A 16,589-nucleotide genomic window follows, 5' to 3' on the forward strand; every position below is an offset into this window, starting at 1 on the left:
TCCCTCGCCACGGGTGTTCGACCAGTCCTCCGTACTTGGTTTCTCCCCATGTTCCCCTTAACGGAACGCCATCTCCTGCCGATAACCCGATGAGCCCGTTTCTCTCCAACGTTTCGGCTCGCGATGTGCGTCACGACACAGCCAGGCCAAGCGATTGCTGAAATCCCTTGAACGTTGCTGGCTGGTGGCTATCATCTGCGCGCCTCGGGGCGGTGACACGGTGTTTCGTTGTTATGCCATTGGGTTATTTTCTTACTTGCCTGGACATCCTCGATGCTGGCGTACCACCAAAAAAGTTTTCTGATCGTCGATGATTTCTCGGATTTCCGCAGTTCGATCCGCTCCATGCTGCGTGAGCTGGGCGTCAAGGACGTGGACACCGCCGACACCGGTGAAGTGGCGCTGCGCATGTGCTCGCAGAAGCGCTATGACTTCATCTTGCAGGATTATCACCTGGGCGACGGGCGCAAGAATGGCCAGCAGGTGCTTGAAGACCTGATGGTTGAAAAGCTGATCAGCCATGAAAGTGTTTTCCTCATGGTGACCGCCGAGACCAGCCAGGCGATGGTGCTCAGTGCCCTGGAGCATGAGCCGGATGCGTACCTGACCAAACCGTTCAACCGCTCCGGCCTGGCCCAGCGGCTGGAGCGGCTCGAGCAGCGCAAGACCCTGCTCAAGCCGATCCTGCAAGCCCTCGATCGTGGCAAGCCGATGGAAGTGCTCAATGCCTGCGTCGCCTTGTGCAAGCAGGATCCGCGCTACGGGCCGTTGTGCCTGCGTTATCGGGCCGATGCGTTGCGCGACCTGAATCAGAACGAGGCTCTTGAACGACTGTACAACTCCATCATCGCGGATCGCCCGTTGCCGTGGGCCTATGCGGGGCTGGGCAAGTTGATGTTCAAGCGCGGCCAGGTAGGGCAGGCCAAGGCTGTCTATGAAAAGGCCCTGAAAGTCTTTCCGATGATGCCGGCCTTGTACGACGGCATGGCCGACGTGCTGGTGGCCGAAGGTGACACCAAACAGGCGCAGCACGTGCTGGAAGAGGCGGTGCGCCTGTCGCCGCTGGCGGTGCGCCGCCAATCGTTGTTGGGCAAGCTGGCGATGACCAACGAAGACTACGACACGGCTTCCCGGGCCTATCGCCAGGCGGTCGGGCAGGGCGCGCAGTCGCGCTTCAAGGACCCGGAAAGCAACCTCGGCCTGGCCCATGCGCTGATCAGCAAGGGCAGCGAAAAAGGCCTCGACACCCGCACCCGGCTGGAGATCAACACGACTCTCAGCGCCGTGGCGAAGGAGAACCTCAACGACCCGGGGCTGCAGGTCCGGGCGCGGCTGATGAAAGCCACCAGCCTGTTGCTCAACGATGCCGAAACCGCCGAAAAACTCACCGAACAGGCTTTGCAGCGCCTCGATGGCATGGAGCAATTCATGAGCGCCGAGGCCGCGTTGCTGGTGGCCAAGCAGTTGCAAATGCTTGGCCAGACCAGCGCCGGCGAGTCGATGCTCAAGAACTGCGCGGAAATCTACGGCGATGACCCGACGGTGATGCAAGGCATCGCCAAGCTGACCGATGACCCGACCATCCTCAATCAAGGCAATGCCGCCGCCGAGTTGAACCGCGAAGGCGTGCGTGTCTACAAGACCGGCGCGTTGCCGCAGGCGCGGGAGCTGTTCCGCCGCGCCCTGAAGATGCAACCGAAGAACATCAGTATTGCCCTGAACATGGCGCAATCGCTGCTGCATGGCACCGACACCAGCGTGGAGTCGGAACTGCTGCAGGAGTGCCGCGCCTGCCTGAAACTGGTGGGCATGATGCCCGACACCGATGCGCGTTTTGCGCGTTATCAAAAACTGCGAAGCAAGGCATTTGGCGATGAATGACAGCGAACAGGCCCTCGATTTTTCCACGGTGATCGCGTCTACCGTGCACGACATGAAGAACTCCCTGACCTTGCTCATGCAGACGCATACGCAATGGCTCGAGCGCTTGCCCGACGCCGAGCGCCAGACCTCGGAGCAAGGCGTCATCGAGTTCGAATTCGCCCATCTCAATGGTTTGCTGGTACAACTGCTGGGGCTGTACAAGCTCGGTGTCAACCAGTTGCCGCTGCACCCGGCCTACCATGAACTGGATGACTTCATCGAGGCGCAACTGGCCGGCCATCAGGACGTGTTCCGCAGTCGCGGGATCATGGTCACCTATGAAGTCGATCCGCTCAGCCCCTTGGGCTTTTTCGACCGTGAACTGATTGCTTCGGTGCTCGACAACTGCATCAACAACGCCATTCGCCATGCGCGCCAGGCATTGCTGATCAGTGTGAGCGACGAGGCCGGGCAACTGGTGCTGACCATCAATGACGACGGCGAAGGTTACCCGCCAGAGATGATCGAGCGTCAGGCCGAGTACGTGCAGGGCATCAACCACAGCAGCGGCAGCACCGGGCTGGGCCTGTACTTCGCCGCGCGGATCGCCGGGCTGCACCAGCGCGGCGGCGTGAGCGGGCGTACCGAAATCGCCAATGGCGGTGTGTTGGGTGGTGGGGTGTTCCGGCTTTACCTGCCCTGAGCGTGCGCTTTATAAAAAGCAGCACAAATCCCCTGTGGGAGCGAGCTTGCTCGCGATAGCGATGTATCAGTCAGCTCAATATTGACTGAGCCGACGCCATCGCGAGCAAGCTCGCTCCCACACTCGTATTGCACAAGATTTTAATTGTCTGCGGGTGCTTGATATTCCGAACAGCCGAAGCCTATTTTGTACGGGTTGCCGTTCGCGGCTCGCACATAACAAGGATTGCGTCATGACGACCGATGGCCAGCGTTCACTCGCGCAGCGACTGACGGGCATTGATGAGATTGAATGTGTCACGCCGGATTTGAATGGCGTGCCGCGGGGCAAGGTAATGACTGCTGAGGGTTTCCTCGAAGGCCGGCGGCTGCAACTGGCGCGGGGCGTGCTGCTGCAATGCATCATGGGCGGTTATCCGCCGTCGCGTTTCTACGGCAGCGACGACGGCGACCTGGCGCTGGTGGCCGATCCGAAACAGATCCACCGCCTGCCCTGGAGCCAGCAGCCCCGGGCCCTGGCGATCTGCGATGCCGACGAGTTGACCGGTGAAGGCTCCCGGCTCTCGACGCGCGGCCAGCTCAAGGCCGTTGTCGCTCGCTATGCAGCCTTGGGCCTGGCGCCGGTGGTGGCGACCGAACTGGAATTCTTCGTGTTCGCCCCCAATCCGAACCCGACCCAGCCGTTCCAGCCGCCGATGGGCATGGATGGACGTCGCGAAGATGGCCATTCGGCGTTCAGCGTCAGCTCCAACAATGGCCTGCGCCCGTTCTTCAGTGAAGTCTATGCATGCATGGCGGCGCTGGGCCTGCCTCGCGACACCTTCATGCATGAAATGGGCGTGAGCCAGTTCGAGATCAATCTGCTGCACGGCGACCCGCTGTTGCTGGCCGACCAGACCTTCCTGTTCAAGCACCTGCTCAAGGAAGTGGCGCTCAAGCACGGTCTGACCGTGGTCTGCATGGCCAAGCCCCTGGCCCACACGCCGGGCAGTTCGATGCACATCCATCAGAGCGTCGTCGAGGCAGACAGCGGTCGTAACGTTTTCAGCGACGAAGCGGGCGAAGCGACGGCGACTTTCCGGCATTTCATCGGTGGGCAACAGGCGTGCCTGGCGGACTTCACCGCGTTGTTCGCGCCGAACGTGAATTCCTACCAGCGCCTGTGCCACCCGTTCGCCTCGCCGAACAATGCCTGTTGGTCCCATGACAACCGTTCGGCCGGGTTGCGGATTCCTGCCAGTTCGCCGGTGGCCCGGCGGGTCGAGAACCGCTTGCCGGGGGCCGATGCCAACCCCTACCTGGCGATTGCCGCCAGCCTGGCCGCCGGACTGTATGGGATTGAGCATCGGCTGGAACCGAGCGCGGCGATCCAGGGCGAATTCGAAGTGCCGGATAATCTGTCGTTGCCATGTACCTTGCATGCCGCCTTGGAGCGTCTGAAGCGTAGTCATCTGGCGAAGGAACTGTTCGGTACGGAGTTCATCGAAGGCTACATCGCCTCCAAGACCCTGGAGCTGACCAGCTTCTTCGATGAAATCACGCCCTGGGAGCGGCGTGTCCTAGCGGCCCAGGCCTAACGAACCGTCGCATTCGGGCTATCTTCAACAGGTAGCCCTTACTCACCTCAAGGAGCCGCTCGGAACGCCGATGCGCCAAATCTGGAAACCTTTTCGAGCGCTTTATTTCGCCTCGCTGATGATGTTGATCGGCTCGGGCCTCTTGAGTACTTACCTGGCCTTGCGCCTGGCCGCCGACCATGTGGACAGCCTCTGGGTCGGTGCACTGATGGCCGCCAACTATTTCGGCCTGGTGCTGGGTGGCAAGATCGGCCACCGGCTGATCGCCCGTGTCGGCCACATCCGCGCCTATTCGGCCTGCGCCGGGATCGTCGGGGCGGCAGTGCTGGGCCATGGCCTGGTGAACTGGCTGCCGGCCTGGATCGTGCTGCGGATGATTGTCGGCCTCGGGATGATGTGCCAGTACATGGTCATCGAGAGCTGGCTCAACGAGCAAGCCGATGCCAAGCAGCGTGGCGTGGTGTTCAGCGGCTATATGATTGCCTCGTACCTGGGGCTGGTGCTGGGCCAGTTGATCCTGGTCATGCATCCGGCCCTTGGGCTTGAGCTGTTGATGCTGGTGGCGCTGTGCTTCGCCTTGTGCCTGGTGCCGGTGACGCTGACCCGGCGAATTCACCCGGCGGCGCTGCATCCGGCACCCATGGAGCCGCGCTTCTTCATCAAGCGTGTGCCGCAGTCATTGAGTACGGTGCTGGGCTCTGGATTGATCGTCGGCTCGTTCTATGGCCTGGCGCCCCTGTATGCCTCTCAGCAGGGCCTGTCGACCGAGCAGGTCGGTCTGTTCATGGGTAGCTGCATCTTCGCCGGACTGCTGGTGCAGTGGCCCCTGGGCTGGCTGTCCGATCGATATGACCGGGCGCTGCTGATCCGCTGCTTTGCGCTGGTCCTGACGATCTGTGCGCTGCCATTGGCGATTCTTCCGACGGTGCCGCTGGAGGTGCTGTTCGTCGCGGGGTTCTTCTGTTCGCTGGTGCAGTTCTGCCTGTATCCGCTGGCGGTAGCGTTTTCCAACGACCACGTCGAAGCTGATCGAAGGGTGTCCCTGACCGCGATGCTGCTGGTGACCTACGGCGTGGGGGCCAGTATCGGGCCGCTGGTGGCCGGCGTGCTGATGAAAATGTTCGGCAGCCAGATGCTCTACGGCTTTTTCGCTTTCTTCGCCTTGGTGCTGGTGTGGCGGATCCGGCCGAAAGCGGTGACCAACCTGCATCAGGTCGATGACGCACCGCTGCATCACGTGGCGATGCCGGACAGCATGTCGAGTTCGCCTTTGGTGGCGTGTCTTGATCCGCGAGTGGATGAGCAGGTGGTGCAGGAGCAGATGCAGGCGCCGGCCAATCCGGACGTGGAGCCTGAGCCGGCCACTGAGACCGCGACCGAGGCCGAGACTGGGCCTGAGGAGCCTGAGACACCGAGTTTTACCCAGGCCAGGCCTTGAAGCAGGCATGAAAAAACGGGCAGTCGCCGCAAGGGACTGCCCGTTTTTTTGCCTCGAAAATCAGAGGTCGTCTTTATCGAAGCGCCGGGCTTCTCGTTGGAGCTGGTAGACGAACCGCTCGACCTGCCGTTGCACCAGGCCACTGATGTTGTGGAAGCGTACGCCGGCGAACGTGGTATTGATCCTTTCTTCGAAATGCAGGTAACGCAGCTCGACTGGCGCGGTCATGTTGCCAAACGGCAGGGCCGCAATGAAGCGCTCGTACACCTGGCCCAATTGCAGTCGCTCCGTGATGTCGCCGTCAAACCGCAACTTGCAACCGGTGGCGGAGATGTCCAGCAGCTTGCCGTCCACCGGGGACTTGAGCTTGTCACCGCCCAGTTCAACGCTCACCAGTTGTGCCAGTTTCAGGGCGGCGCGGAAGGCATTGCGACGTTGGTGGTAGACCACTTCGTCGGGCAGGGCGCCGCGATAGCAGCGACCGTCGCTGGATTCATCGATGGTCAGTGGGCCCTTGCCATCCCATGCGATACGCACGCCGTCATGAAAACCCTCGACACGAAAAGGCTCGCCGGCCAGCAGGAAACGCTCGCCGTCCCGGGGAATCATTTCATCCAGGGCGATGGAGTTGGTCTCGCGATCGACGTTGACCAGATAGCTCTGGAAACGCTGGCTACGTTCGTGGAAGGTAATGATCAGTGGGTCGTGGCTCTCTTGCAGCATCCGCAGGTTGCCGGAGATTTCCAGGGGCGTGGTGAGGACCTTGGGTGGCTGCGGAGCATCATCCGGGTTTGAGGCATTGAACACGGTGAGTCAGTCTCCAGGCAAAATACGACTACGAATGGCGGGCATTTTGCCAGCATGTATCGCGCGTTGATAGAGCGAAGGCATTGTTCGTTTCATGCCTGGCTGAGCGGGCGATGCTTGACCATTCTGGCCGTTGAACCGCTAGCGTCATACAGCGTCGGGATCTCGCCACCGTTGAGAATGCGTAACTGGTTGGCAGTGGCGGCCTGCTGCATCAGGATCGACTGGCCGTTGCGAGCGTTGGTTGCCTGGCATTGAGCGAGCAGGTCGTTGAGTACTTTGCTCTGGGACAGCAGCTGATCGCCGATCGTCGACTGGCTGGCCAGTTGCTCGAGGCCTTCATGGCTGGCGGGCAGGTTGAGGCTGGCGAGGATCTCGCTGCGTTTGCGGCCATGCTGGTCAAGCAGGATGATCAAGGCCTGTTTCTGCGCCAGGATATTCTCCAGCAGAGGCATGTCACGACCGTGCAATGCCACTGATTCGGCCTGCAACAATTCCAGTAGCTGTTGCGCTGGAACAAAGTCGTCGATGATCAATTGCAACAAATGAGTGTCGTGCATGGCTGGCCTTGGGTCTTAGCGTCCAAAAGCCTGGCGCAGGCGGCGGCCTAGCGCTGGGCTTCGAAGTTGAGCAGTTTGCTGGCTACGCGGTTGCTGTCGACTTTGTAGCTGCCATCGGCGATTGCTGCTTTCAACTCGGCCACGCGGGCGTTGTCGACGACAGGTTGATCGCGCAGCTTGTCAGTGACCTTCTGCAACTGCTGAGCCTCATTGCTGAGGTGTACCGACTCCCCGTTGCTGACCTGTTCGGCTGGTGTAGGCAGCGGCGCGGATTTGCCGGCTTCGGCGGTTTCCTTGGTGGCGCTGGTACGCGTAGTGCCTGTCAGCGGTGAAGAGCTGTTTAAACGATTGAAATCGATGACCATGGTAAAAAACCTCTGGGTATTTGGACGCTTGCCATGTTTTCGGCCATCCCCAAAAAAACTTTAGGCTCATTTATGAAATGAACGTGCGCACGTCTGCGCTTGCCTTTGCGTAAGGCACAGTCTAGGGAACACCGGGATCAAGCGCCAGCTTTCTACCTCCTCTACCAGATCACTACATCGCCACTTCCACTTGGCCCGGGGCCATCACCTGCGCCTTGATCACGCGCTGGGAATTGAGGTTTTTTACCCGTATCTGTTCACGCATACCGCCGTTGGACAGGGCCTCGCCAGGCATCCGCACGGCCAGGGAACCGGTACGGGCGGTGATCACAACCTGGTCGCCCTTGCGGACTACTTCGGCCTGCTCCAGATGCACCAGCGTCACGACCTGATCGGCGACCATTGGTCGGACAAGTTTCTGCCCGATGGCCTGATCGACGGAGGTCAGGAAGCCCTGGGTGATCTGGCTGATGTCCCGTTCACGCAACATCACGTCCTGGGGCTCGACGATCCCGGCCCGCTTGAGCGGACGAGTGGTGGTGACAATTTCCCGAAACAGGCGCACTTGAGCGGGCACGAACACTGTCCAGGGCGCGGCGCTGTCGCAACGAACCTTCACCGTGACGCGTCCCAGGGGCCGGGCCGGGCTCTCCAGCGAAGCAGTCAGTTCCTTGTCGCACATCGGCATGCGCAGGCGCGGGTCGAGTTGGTTGACTTCGATTTCGTAGCGACCTTCCGTTTGACTGGTAGCCAGATAGTCTTCTACGGTGAATTCAAGAAAGCCCTGAGTGACGCCGATAAGGAGATCAGGCAAGGTAACCGGAACAGCAGCAAGGGCAGGACCGCCCGAAGTGAACAGGCAGACAGCCAGCAGTGCACCGAGCCAGTGGCGGCAGTGAGTGGTCAGGCGTCGAGAAAATGTCGTTTGTGCGTTCATGCCGGTTCAATAGCAAGCCCCGTGCCGTTTAGTGATGAATGCGCGTCGGACACATTAGCGTTAGGTAGGAGTCAGGGCATGGCGGGAGTAATGGATTCGGTAAACCAGCGCACTCAGCTGGTCGGTCAGAATCGCCTGGAGCTGTTGTTGTTCCGTCTCGACGGCCAACAAATGTATGGGATCAACGTATTCAAGGTCCGCGAGGTGCTGCAATGCCCCAAGCTGACCCTGATGCCCAAATCCAGCCCCGTCGTGTGCGGTGTGGCCAATATCCGGGGTGCGACCATCCCGATTCTCGACCTGGCGATGGCGACCGGTTCCGGCCGGCTGCTGGACCAGAGCAATCCGTTTGTGATCATCACCGAGTACAACACCAAGACCCAGGGGTTCCTGGTTCGCTCGGTGGAGCGCATCGTCAACATGAACTGGGAAGAGATCCATCCACCGCCCAAGGGCACCGGCCGCGATCACTACCTCACGGCAGTGACCCGGGTCGATAACCAGTTGGTGGAAATCATCGACGTGGAGAAGATCCTCGCCGAAGTAGCGCCCACGCCGGAAGCGATCTCCGTGGGAGTGGTGGATGCCGAAACCCAGCACAAGGCGATTTCGCTGCGGGTGTTGACCGTCGACGACTCTTCAGTGGCCCGCAAGCAGGTGACCCGTTGCCTGCAAACGGTCGGTGTCGAGGTGGTGGCGTTGAACGACGGGCGACAGGCGCTCGATTACCTGCGCAAGCTGGTCGACGAGGGCAAGAAGCCTGAGGAAGAGTTCCTGATGATGATCTCCGACATTGAAATGCCGGAGATGGATGGGTACACCCTGACGTCGGAAATCCGCAGCGATCCGCGCATGCAAAAGCTGCACATCATCTTGCATACTTCGTTGTCCGGGGTTTTCAACCAGGCGATGGTCAAGAAGGTCGGCGCCGACGATTTCCTGGCGAAATTCCGTCCAGATGACCTGGCTTCCCGGGTCGTCGAGCGGATCAAGGCAGCAGAATAAAAGGTCGGGCGCGTTGTGCGCCCGGCAAGTCAACACGATGAAAGAGGCGGTATCTTGTCTACGGGTAATTTGGATTTCGAACAGTTCCGGGTCTTCCTGGAAAAAGCCTGTGGCATCTTGCTTGGTGAAAACAAGCAATACCTGGTGTCGAGCCGTCTCAATAAATTGATGGAACAGCAGGGCCTCAAGTCATTGGGCGAACTGGTGCAGCGTATCCAGACCCAACCGCGCAGTGGCTTGCGCGAAATGGTGGTGGACGCGATGACCACCAACGAAACCTTGTGGTTTCGTGACACCTATCCGTTTGAGGTGTTGAAGAACAAAGTGCTGCCGGCGGCCATCAAGGCCAGCCCGGGCCAGCGTCTGCGGATCTGGTCGGCGGCCTGTTCGTCGGGGCAGGAACCCTATTCGCTGTCGATGTCCATCGATGAGTTCGAGCGGTCCAACCTCGGCCAGTTGAAAGGCGGCGTGCAGATTGTCGCCACCGACCTGTCCGGGACCATGCTCAATAACTGCAAGACCGGCGAGTACGACAGCCTGGCTATCGGCCGGGGCCTGTCGCCGGATCGCCTGCAACGTTACTTCGATCCGAAAGGGCCGGGTAAATGGGTGGTCAAGGCGCCGATCAAGAGCCGGGTGGAGTTCCGCTCGTTCAACCTGCTGGATAGCTATGCCAGCCTGGGCAAGTTCGACATCGTGTTCTGCCGCAACGTACTGATCTACTTCTCCGCCGAAGTGAAGAAAGACATCCTGCTGCGCATCCACAGCACGCTCAAGCCGGGCGGCTACCTGTTCCTCGGTGCCTCCGAGGCGTTGAACGGTTTGCCGGATCATTACCAGATGGTCCAGTGCAGTCCGGGGATCATCTACCAGGCAAAGTGATTGGCTTGAACTGTCAAAAAACGGGAGTCCCCACGGGCTCCCGTTTTTTTATGCCTGCCGGTCACCACTAATCCCGCTCCCACAGTTCGAATGTCATTTGCCCTTGAGAAGCGGCAGAAAAGCGGCAGCCAGCGGAAGCCAGTTGCCGCTTTTCTGGCATTGCCGCTTTGCCGATGCCCGCAAAGCCCCGGTTTATGGGGTTTTCCAAAGTGGCACGCTGCTTGCTAAGTTCATCGTACGTACATTCTGGTCACCCAAAGGTTTCCGACATGAGCATCAGCTTCGATAAAGCGCTCGGTATCCACGAACAGGCCCTGAGCTTCCGCGCCCAGCGTGCCGAAGTCCTGGCCAACAACATCGCCAACGCCGACACCCCGAACTACAAGGCGCGTGACCTGGACTTTTCCAAAGTGCTCGCCGAGCAGAACGAGAAGACCAAGAACGGCCACTTCGCCTTGAACATGACCAACAGCCGTCATATCGAAGCCGAAGGCCTGGGCAATGGCGACGAATCGCTGATGTATCGCACGCCGATGCAGCCTTCGATCGACCAGAACACCGTAGACGCTCAACTGGAACAGTCCAACTACGCGGAAAACTCCGTGAACTTCCAGGCCAGCTTCACCCTGCTCAACAGCAAGTTCAAAGGGCTGGTATCGGCCCTGCGCGGAGAGTAAGCCATGTCGATTGCTAGCGTATTCAACATTGCCGGCAGTGCCATGAGTGCCCAGACCACTCGCCTGAACACCGTCGCCAGTAACATCGCCAACGCCGAGACCGTTTCGTCGAGCATCGACCAGACCTACCGCGCCCGCCACCCGGTATTCGCCACCATGTTCCAGGGTGGCCAGTCCGGCGGTAGCGACTCGCTGTTCCAGGAGCAGGACGCGGCCGGGCAGGGCGTGCAGGTGCTTGGCGTGGTCGAAGACCAGAGCAACCTCGAAGCCCGTTATGAGCCAAACCATCCGGCCGCTGATGCCAAGGGGTATGTCTACTACCCGAACGTCAACGTCGTCGAAGAAATGGCCGACATGATTTCCGCCAGTCGTTCGTTCCAGACCAACGCCGAAATGATGAACACCGCCAAAACCATGATGCAGAAGGTCCTGACCCTCGGTCAGTGATAAGGGGCGAGTCACATGAGCGTTACCAGTACAACAAGTGGTTTGAGCCTCAACGAGATTCTGGCCAACTCCTCGGTCAAGACCAGCACCACCACCGATGCCCTGGGCGCGGCGACCGGTGCGGCCACCGGCAAGAAGGAATTGGGCAAGGATGCGTTCCTGCAGTTGCTGGTCACCCAGCTGAAAAACCAGAACCCGCTGGAGCCACAGGATAACGGCGAGTTCGTTGCCCAACTGGCGCAGTTCAGCAGCCTGGAAGGCATCACCACCCTCAACGAGACCGTGAGCGGCATCGCCGGCAACTACAACTCGTCCCAGGCCCTGCAAGCCTCGTCGCTGGTCGGTCGCTCGGTCATTGCCCCGGGCGACAAGGCTGTGGTCGATACCTCCAAGAGCCTCAACGGCACGGTGGTGGTACCAACATCGGTGTCCTCCGTCGCGGTCAAGATCGTGGACAAGGACGGCAAGACCGTTCGCACCATTGACTTGGGCAGCCAGAACGCCGGCAACTCCGCGTTCATCTGGGACGGCAAGAACGATGCGGGCGCGGTCGTTGAATCGGGCACTTACACCTTCGCGGCCTCGACCACCATCGACGGCAAGGCCACGTCGCTGATCACCAACCTGCCGGCCACGGTCAGCAGCGTGACGATCAGCCAGACGGGCGGTGAGCTGATGCTCAACCTGGCCGGGCTGGGCAGCATTGCCCTGTCCAAAGTACAAACTATTGGTATGTAGAGCCGACTAACCGGCAAAAGGAGTCAACATGTCTTTCAACATCGGCCTTAGCGGTCTCTATGCAGCCAACAAACAGCTGGACGTGACCGGCAACAACATCGCCAACGTGGCGACCACCGGTTTCAAATCGTCCCGCGCGGAATTCGAAGACGTCTACTCGGCCACCAAGCTGGGTTCGGGCAGCAAGACCGTCGGCAACGGCGTGCGCCTGGCCAACGTTTCCCAGCAGTTTGGCCAGGGTGACGTGAACAATACCGGCAACGTGCTGGACATGGGTATCCAGGGCCAGGGCTTCTTTGTCCTGAGCAACGACGGCTCCCTGAGCTACACCCGTGCCGGTACCTTCAAGACCGACAAGGAAGGCTTCATTACCAACAGCGACGGCACTTCGCGCCTGCAGGGCTATGGCGTGGATGCCAACGGCAAGATCCAGAACGGTATCCTGACCGACCTGCGCATCGACACCTCGAATCTACCGCCGCAAGCCACCAGCCTGGTTTCCTCGACGATCAACCTGAATTCGACGGCGACGCCGATCACCGTTGCGTTCAATCCGACCGACACGGCCACGTTCACCAAGCAATTCACTACCCCGGTCTATGACACCCAGGGCAACCAGCATTCCATGGACCAGTACATGGTCAAGACTGCCGGCAACACCTGGAACGTCTATACCTTGATCGATGGTCGTAACCTGAACGGCACCTTGCCGACCACGACGGGCGCTACTGCGCCGGTCCCTTCGACCATGAACTTCGATTCGAACGGCAAGTTGACCACGGTCACCACCCCTCCGTCGTCCACCAGCAGCGATTTGGTTCTGACCGGCTGGGTTCCTGGTACCGTGACTAACGGCGTATGGGCCGCCAACGGTGCCGCGAGTGCGCCAACCATCACGATTTCCATGGCCAACACCACACAATTCAACGCCGACACCGCCCGCTCGATTCCGGCCCAGAACGGTTACGCCACCGGCCAGATCACCAACCTGACCATCGACGGCAGCGGTGTATTGCTGGCCAACTTCAGCAACAACCAGACCAAGCCGATCGGCCAGCTCGCGCTCGCCAGCTTCACCAACGAGCAAGGCTTGCAGCCGGTAGGCGGCACCAGCTGGAAAGAAACCTTCGCGTCGGGCATCCCGGGCTACGATGCCCCGGAAACCGGCACCCTGGGTTCGATCGTCTCCAACTCCCTGGAAGAGTCCAACGTCAACCTGACCAACGAACTGGTCGAGCTGATCAAGGCGCAGAGCAACTACCAGGCGAACGCCAAGACCATTTCCACCCAGAGCACCATCATGCAGACCATCATTCAGATGGCTTGATAGCTGGCTGTTTTCAAAAAACCGACGTCCAGAGGCGTCGGTTTTTTTATGCACGAAATTCTTCACGGATAACGACCGTTTGTCGGCTGGCTGGTGCGGAACTTGCACTTCAGTCCTAATCGCTCAACGAGCGTCAAGTTTCCATACGACTGTCATCGAGTCTGTATTGACTGACGACAGGGATGTCACGAAAACCAAGGGACGGATACCAGTTGAAACCCCATAACGCTGTCAGTGCGCCTATTGTCGCGCCTTCATTGAAATCGGTACTGCGTCGGGGGCTGCTGGGCGCTGCGCTGTTCTCCGGTGTGATCAATATTCTGGCGCTGATTGGCCCGCTTTTCATGCTGGAAGTCTATGACCGGGTTATCCCCAGCCAGAGTGTCCCGACCCTGGTCGCCCTGGGGCTGTTGGCGCTGGGGGTTTATGCGCTTTCAGGCCTGCTGGATATCATTCGCTCCCGGGTCATGGTGCGAATTGCTTCTTCGCTGGATCTGGCGTTGTCCGCCAAGGTCTTCAATGTCATTGCCGGTGCGTCGCTGAAAACGCCCATTACCGGCGATGCCTTGAAGCCGGCCCAGGAACTGGATCAGATTCGCGGTTTTATTGGCGGACCGGGCCTGGTGGCTTTTTTCGATTTGCCCTGGATGCCGGTTTACCTCGCGGTCTGCTTTTACATTCATCCGTTGTTCGGCCTTTTGGCCGCCGGCCTGATGATCATCCTCATCGGTCTGACCCTGATCACTGACCGGCAAACCCGTAAACTGATGCAGGCTTCGGCCGATGCGTTGAACAAGCGCAATCACCTGGGTCAGCAAGCTCACCAGAACGCCGAAGCGCTGATGGCCATGGGCATGTTGGCCAACACGTCGAATATCTGGCAGAACAATCACAGCATCTTCATCACTCTGCAGCGACGCTCGATCGACATTGGCGGCTTTTACGGCGGCATTTCCAAAACCCTGCGCCAGGTCGTTCAATCGGCGGCCCTGGCCCTGGGGGCGTGGCTGGTGATCAAAGGTGACTTGAGCGGCGGCACGATGATCGCCGCCTCGATTATTGTGGCACGGACCCTGGCACCGGCGGAGCAGGTCATTGCCTCGTGGCGCAGCCTGTTGGGCGCCCAGATCGCCTGGAAGAAGCTGCTGGAAGTGTTCTCGCTGTTTCCGGATGCCCAGAGCAAGACCGAGCTGCCCACTGCCCATCGCAGTTTGCAGGTCGAAAGTGTGTTTGCCGCGCCGCCCGGCGCGCAGCGCCTGACCTTGCAAAATATCAAGTTCATGGTCGCCGCGGGCACCGCCGTGGGTGTGGTGGGGCCGAGCGCATCCGGCAAGTCGTCATTGGCGCGTGTGCTGGTCAACGCCTGGGCACCGGCTCGCGGGCATGTCCGGCTCGATGGCGCGCCGCTGGATCTGCTGACCGAGCAGGCCCGAGGCAAGTTGATCGGTTATCTGCCGCAAAGCGTTGGTTTGTTCACTGGAACCGTCGCCCAGAACATTGCCCGGCTAGACCCTTCGGCACAGGACAGCGCGATTGTCAGCGCTGCGCAACTGGCTGGGGTTCATGAGCTGATTCTGCAACTGCCCCAAGGTTATGAGACTCAAGTGGGCGAGGGAGGCATCAACCTCTCGGCCGGCCAACGCCAACGGGTAGCCCTGGCCAGGGCATTGTTTGGTGATCCGTTCCTGGTGGTGCTGGATGAGCCGAATTCAAACCTCGATGCCGAGGGCGAACAGGCGTTGGCCAAGGCCATCCTGGCGCTCAAGGCCCGTGGCGCAATCGTGGTGGTGATTGCCCATCGCACCAATATCTTATCGGTGATCGATCAGGTACTGATCCTCGAGAACGGCGTGCAAGCCGCTTACGGCCCCAGGGATGTCGTCCTTAAACGACCTCCTGTAGCGCCCCCACGGCCCTCCAATAATGTCGTGGAACTGGGAGCATCCAACTGATGCATAGCGATCAAGAAATCACCCTGACCGATTCCTTGTCCCGTCATCTGCGCTGGGGGGCGATCTCATTGGTGGTGTTGCTCGGTGGAGGGTTGACCTGGGCGGTGTGCACCAACCTGTCCGGCGCCGTCATCGCCACCGGCGTGGTCGCTGTGGAAGGCAGCGTCAAGACCGTCCAGCATCCTACCGGCGGCGTAGTAGCCGAACTTTTGGTCAAGGAAGGGCAGACAGTCGCCGCGGGTGACGTGTTGTTGCGCCTCGACGCCACATTGCCCGCCGCCAGCCAAGCCATCGTCAGTAAATCCTTGAGCCAGGCTTGGGCGCGTCTGGCTCGCCTGGAGGCCGAGCGGGACAATGCCAGCGAAGTAGCGGTCCCCAAAGAGTTGCTGACCCGCATGAGTCTGGAGGAGGCCAAGTCGGTCATGGCCATCGAGCAGCAGTTGTTTATTGATCGACGCGCTTCCCGCGAAGGCCAGAAGAAACAGCTGCGCGAGCGCGTCCAGCAACTCACCGAAACCATTGCCGGCCACGACATCCAGCAGAAAACCAAACAGGAAGAAATCGAACTGATCGATAGCGAATACCAGGCCGTCAAGAAACTGTTCGATAAAGGCATGATGACCCTCGACAGGGTCAATGCCCTGGCTCGGGGTATCGCTCGGCTGCGCGGAGAGCGTGGACAACTCATGGCCTCCATTGCCGAGGCCCGGGGCAAGATCGCCGAAACCGAGTTGCAACGACTCCAGGTTGACCAGACTTTCCGCAGTGAAGTGTCCCAGGAGCTGAGGGATTTGCTAGCCCGCCAGGGCGAATTGATCGAGCGGGAAATCACTGCCAGCGATCAGCTCAAACGCATCGACATCACCTCGCCTATTGCCGGACGCGTGCAGCAATTGGCAGTGCACACAATCGGTGGCGTCATCTCACCGGCCGAGGGGCTCATGCAGATCGTACCCGCCGACGATGAACTGCTGGTGGAGGCGAAAATCAGTGCCCAGGACATTGACCAGCTAACGGTCGGGCAATCCGCGACCTTGCGCTTGAGCGCGTTCAACCGCAATACCACGCCCGAATTGACCGGCACCGTGGTGAGGTTGTCAGCGGATCTGATCCAGGACGAGCGCACCGGAGTGGGGTTCTATCGGGCAGGTATCAAGATTCCTCAAAGCGAATTGGCAAAGCTGCAAGGGCTTGCGCTGGTGCCGGGAATGCCCGTGGAGTCGATGATCCAGACCGGTTCCAGGAACGTCATGTCTTATTTGCTTAAACCGATCAGTGACCACGCCCAGCGGGCCTTCCGGGAAGGATGAGG

At 60.0% G+C, this 16,589-nt stretch carries 16 protein-coding genes; 12 read left to right on the top strand and 4 right to left on the bottom strand.

Annotation, left to right across the window (positions count from 1 at the left end; translation table 11 throughout):
* Positions 1-273 precede the first annotated feature (273 nt).
* The 4 genes from AB4O22_RS03480 (at position 274) to AB4O22_RS03495 (ending at position 5,580) form a co-directional block, all read left to right on the top strand.
* A complete protein-coding gene (locus AB4O22_RS03480) occupies positions 274-1,881 on the top strand; it encodes a response regulator (RefSeq protein ID WP_460095867.1) in 1,608 nt (535 codons plus the stop codon).
* Positions 1,874-2,566 (top strand): sensor histidine kinase, encoded by a 693-nt coding sequence (locus AB4O22_RS03485; protein ID WP_003204750.1) that lies wholly within the window; start codon positions 1,874-1,876, stop codon positions 2,564-2,566. The genes AB4O22_RS03480 and AB4O22_RS03485 overlap by 8 nt, the downstream gene beginning before the upstream one ends.
* Positions 2,567-2,900: 334 nt before the next feature.
* Positions 2,901-4,142 (top strand): glutamine synthetase family protein, encoded by a 1,242-nt coding sequence (locus tag AB4O22_RS03490; RefSeq protein ID WP_460097781.1) that lies wholly within the window; start codon positions 2,901-2,903, stop codon positions 4,140-4,142.
* A 70-nt stretch (positions 4,143-4,212) separates the two neighbouring features.
* A complete protein-coding gene (locus AB4O22_RS03495) occupies positions 4,213-5,580 on the top strand; it encodes an MFS transporter (RefSeq protein ID WP_460095868.1) in 1,368 nt (455 codons plus the stop codon).
* A 60-nt stretch (positions 5,581-5,640) separates the two neighbouring features.
* Here the strand turns inward: AB4O22_RS03495 and AB4O22_RS03500 are convergent, their stop codons facing one another.
* The 4 genes from AB4O22_RS03500 to flgA form a co-directional block, all read right to left on the bottom strand.
* Complete coding sequence (locus tag AB4O22_RS03500; protein ID WP_223472657.1) at positions 5,641-6,387, bottom strand: flagellar brake protein; 747 nt, start codon at positions 6,385-6,387, stop codon at positions 5,641-5,643.
* Positions 6,388-6,479: 92 nt separating this feature from the next.
* On the bottom strand, positions 6,480-6,947 hold the full coding sequence (locus tag AB4O22_RS03505; RefSeq protein ID WP_223472656.1) for a flagella synthesis protein FlgN: 468 nt from the start codon (positions 6,945-6,947) through the stop codon (positions 6,480-6,482).
* A gap of 47 nt (positions 6,948-6,994) precedes the next feature.
* Complete coding sequence (flgM, locus tag AB4O22_RS03510; protein ID WP_223472655.1) at positions 6,995-7,312, bottom strand: flagellar biosynthesis anti-sigma factor FlgM; 318 nt, start codon at positions 7,310-7,312, stop codon at positions 6,995-6,997.
* 172 nt (positions 7,313-7,484) lie between these two features.
* Positions 7,485-8,249: a flagellar basal body P-ring formation chaperone FlgA gene (gene flgA, locus AB4O22_RS03515; RefSeq protein ID WP_003204739.1), complete on the bottom strand. Its 765-nt coding sequence runs from the start codon at positions 8,247-8,249 to the stop codon at positions 7,485-7,487.
* Positions 8,250-8,327: 78 nt separating this feature from the next.
* On the opposite strand from flgA, the gene AB4O22_RS03520 reads away from it, so the two are divergent.
* The 8 genes from AB4O22_RS03520 (at position 8,328) to AB4O22_RS03555 (ending at position 16,587) form a co-directional block, all read left to right on the top strand.
* Positions 8,328-9,254, top strand: coding sequence for a chemotaxis protein CheV (locus tag AB4O22_RS03520; protein ID WP_003204737.1), 927 nt, complete (start codon positions 8,328-8,330; stop codon positions 9,252-9,254).
* A 54-nt stretch (positions 9,255-9,308) separates the two neighbouring features.
* Entirely contained in the window at positions 9,309-10,136 is an 828-nt protein-coding gene (cheR, locus tag AB4O22_RS03525) for a protein-glutamate O-methyltransferase CheR (protein ID WP_003204735.1), read from the top strand.
* Between the two features lie 269 nt (positions 10,137-10,405).
* On the top strand, positions 10,406-10,813 hold the full coding sequence (gene flgB / locus AB4O22_RS03530) for a flagellar basal body rod protein FlgB (RefSeq protein WP_003204732.1): 408 nt from the start codon (positions 10,406-10,408) through the stop codon (positions 10,811-10,813).
* A gap of 3 nt (positions 10,814-10,816) precedes the next feature.
* Positions 10,817-11,260, top strand: a complete 444-nt coding sequence (gene flgC / locus AB4O22_RS03535) for a flagellar basal body rod protein FlgC (protein WP_003204730.1) — start codon at positions 10,817-10,819, stop codon at positions 11,258-11,260.
* Positions 11,261-11,275: 15 nt separating this feature from the next.
* On the top strand, positions 11,276-11,998 hold the full coding sequence (gene flgD, locus AB4O22_RS03540) for a flagellar hook assembly protein FlgD (protein ID WP_003204727.1): 723 nt from the start codon (positions 11,276-11,278) through the stop codon (positions 11,996-11,998).
* A 28-nt stretch (positions 11,999-12,026) separates the two neighbouring features.
* Entirely contained in the window at positions 12,027-13,325 is a 1,299-nt protein-coding gene (gene flgE, locus AB4O22_RS03545; RefSeq protein WP_223472654.1) for a flagellar hook protein FlgE, read from the top strand.
* A gap of 212 nt (positions 13,326-13,537) precedes the next feature.
* Complete coding sequence (locus AB4O22_RS03550) at positions 13,538-15,277, top strand: type I secretion system permease/ATPase (RefSeq protein ID WP_223472653.1); 1,740 nt, start codon at positions 13,538-13,540, stop codon at positions 15,275-15,277.
* On the top strand, positions 15,277-16,587 hold the full coding sequence (locus AB4O22_RS03555) for an HlyD family type I secretion periplasmic adaptor subunit (protein ID WP_223472652.1): 1,311 nt from the start codon (positions 15,277-15,279) through the stop codon (positions 16,585-16,587). Before AB4O22_RS03550 ends, AB4O22_RS03555 begins: the two co-directional genes overlap by 1 nt.
* The last annotated feature ends 2 nt before the right edge of the window (positions 16,588-16,589 follow it).

The organism is Pseudomonas sp. S3_B11 (assembly GCF_054667715.1).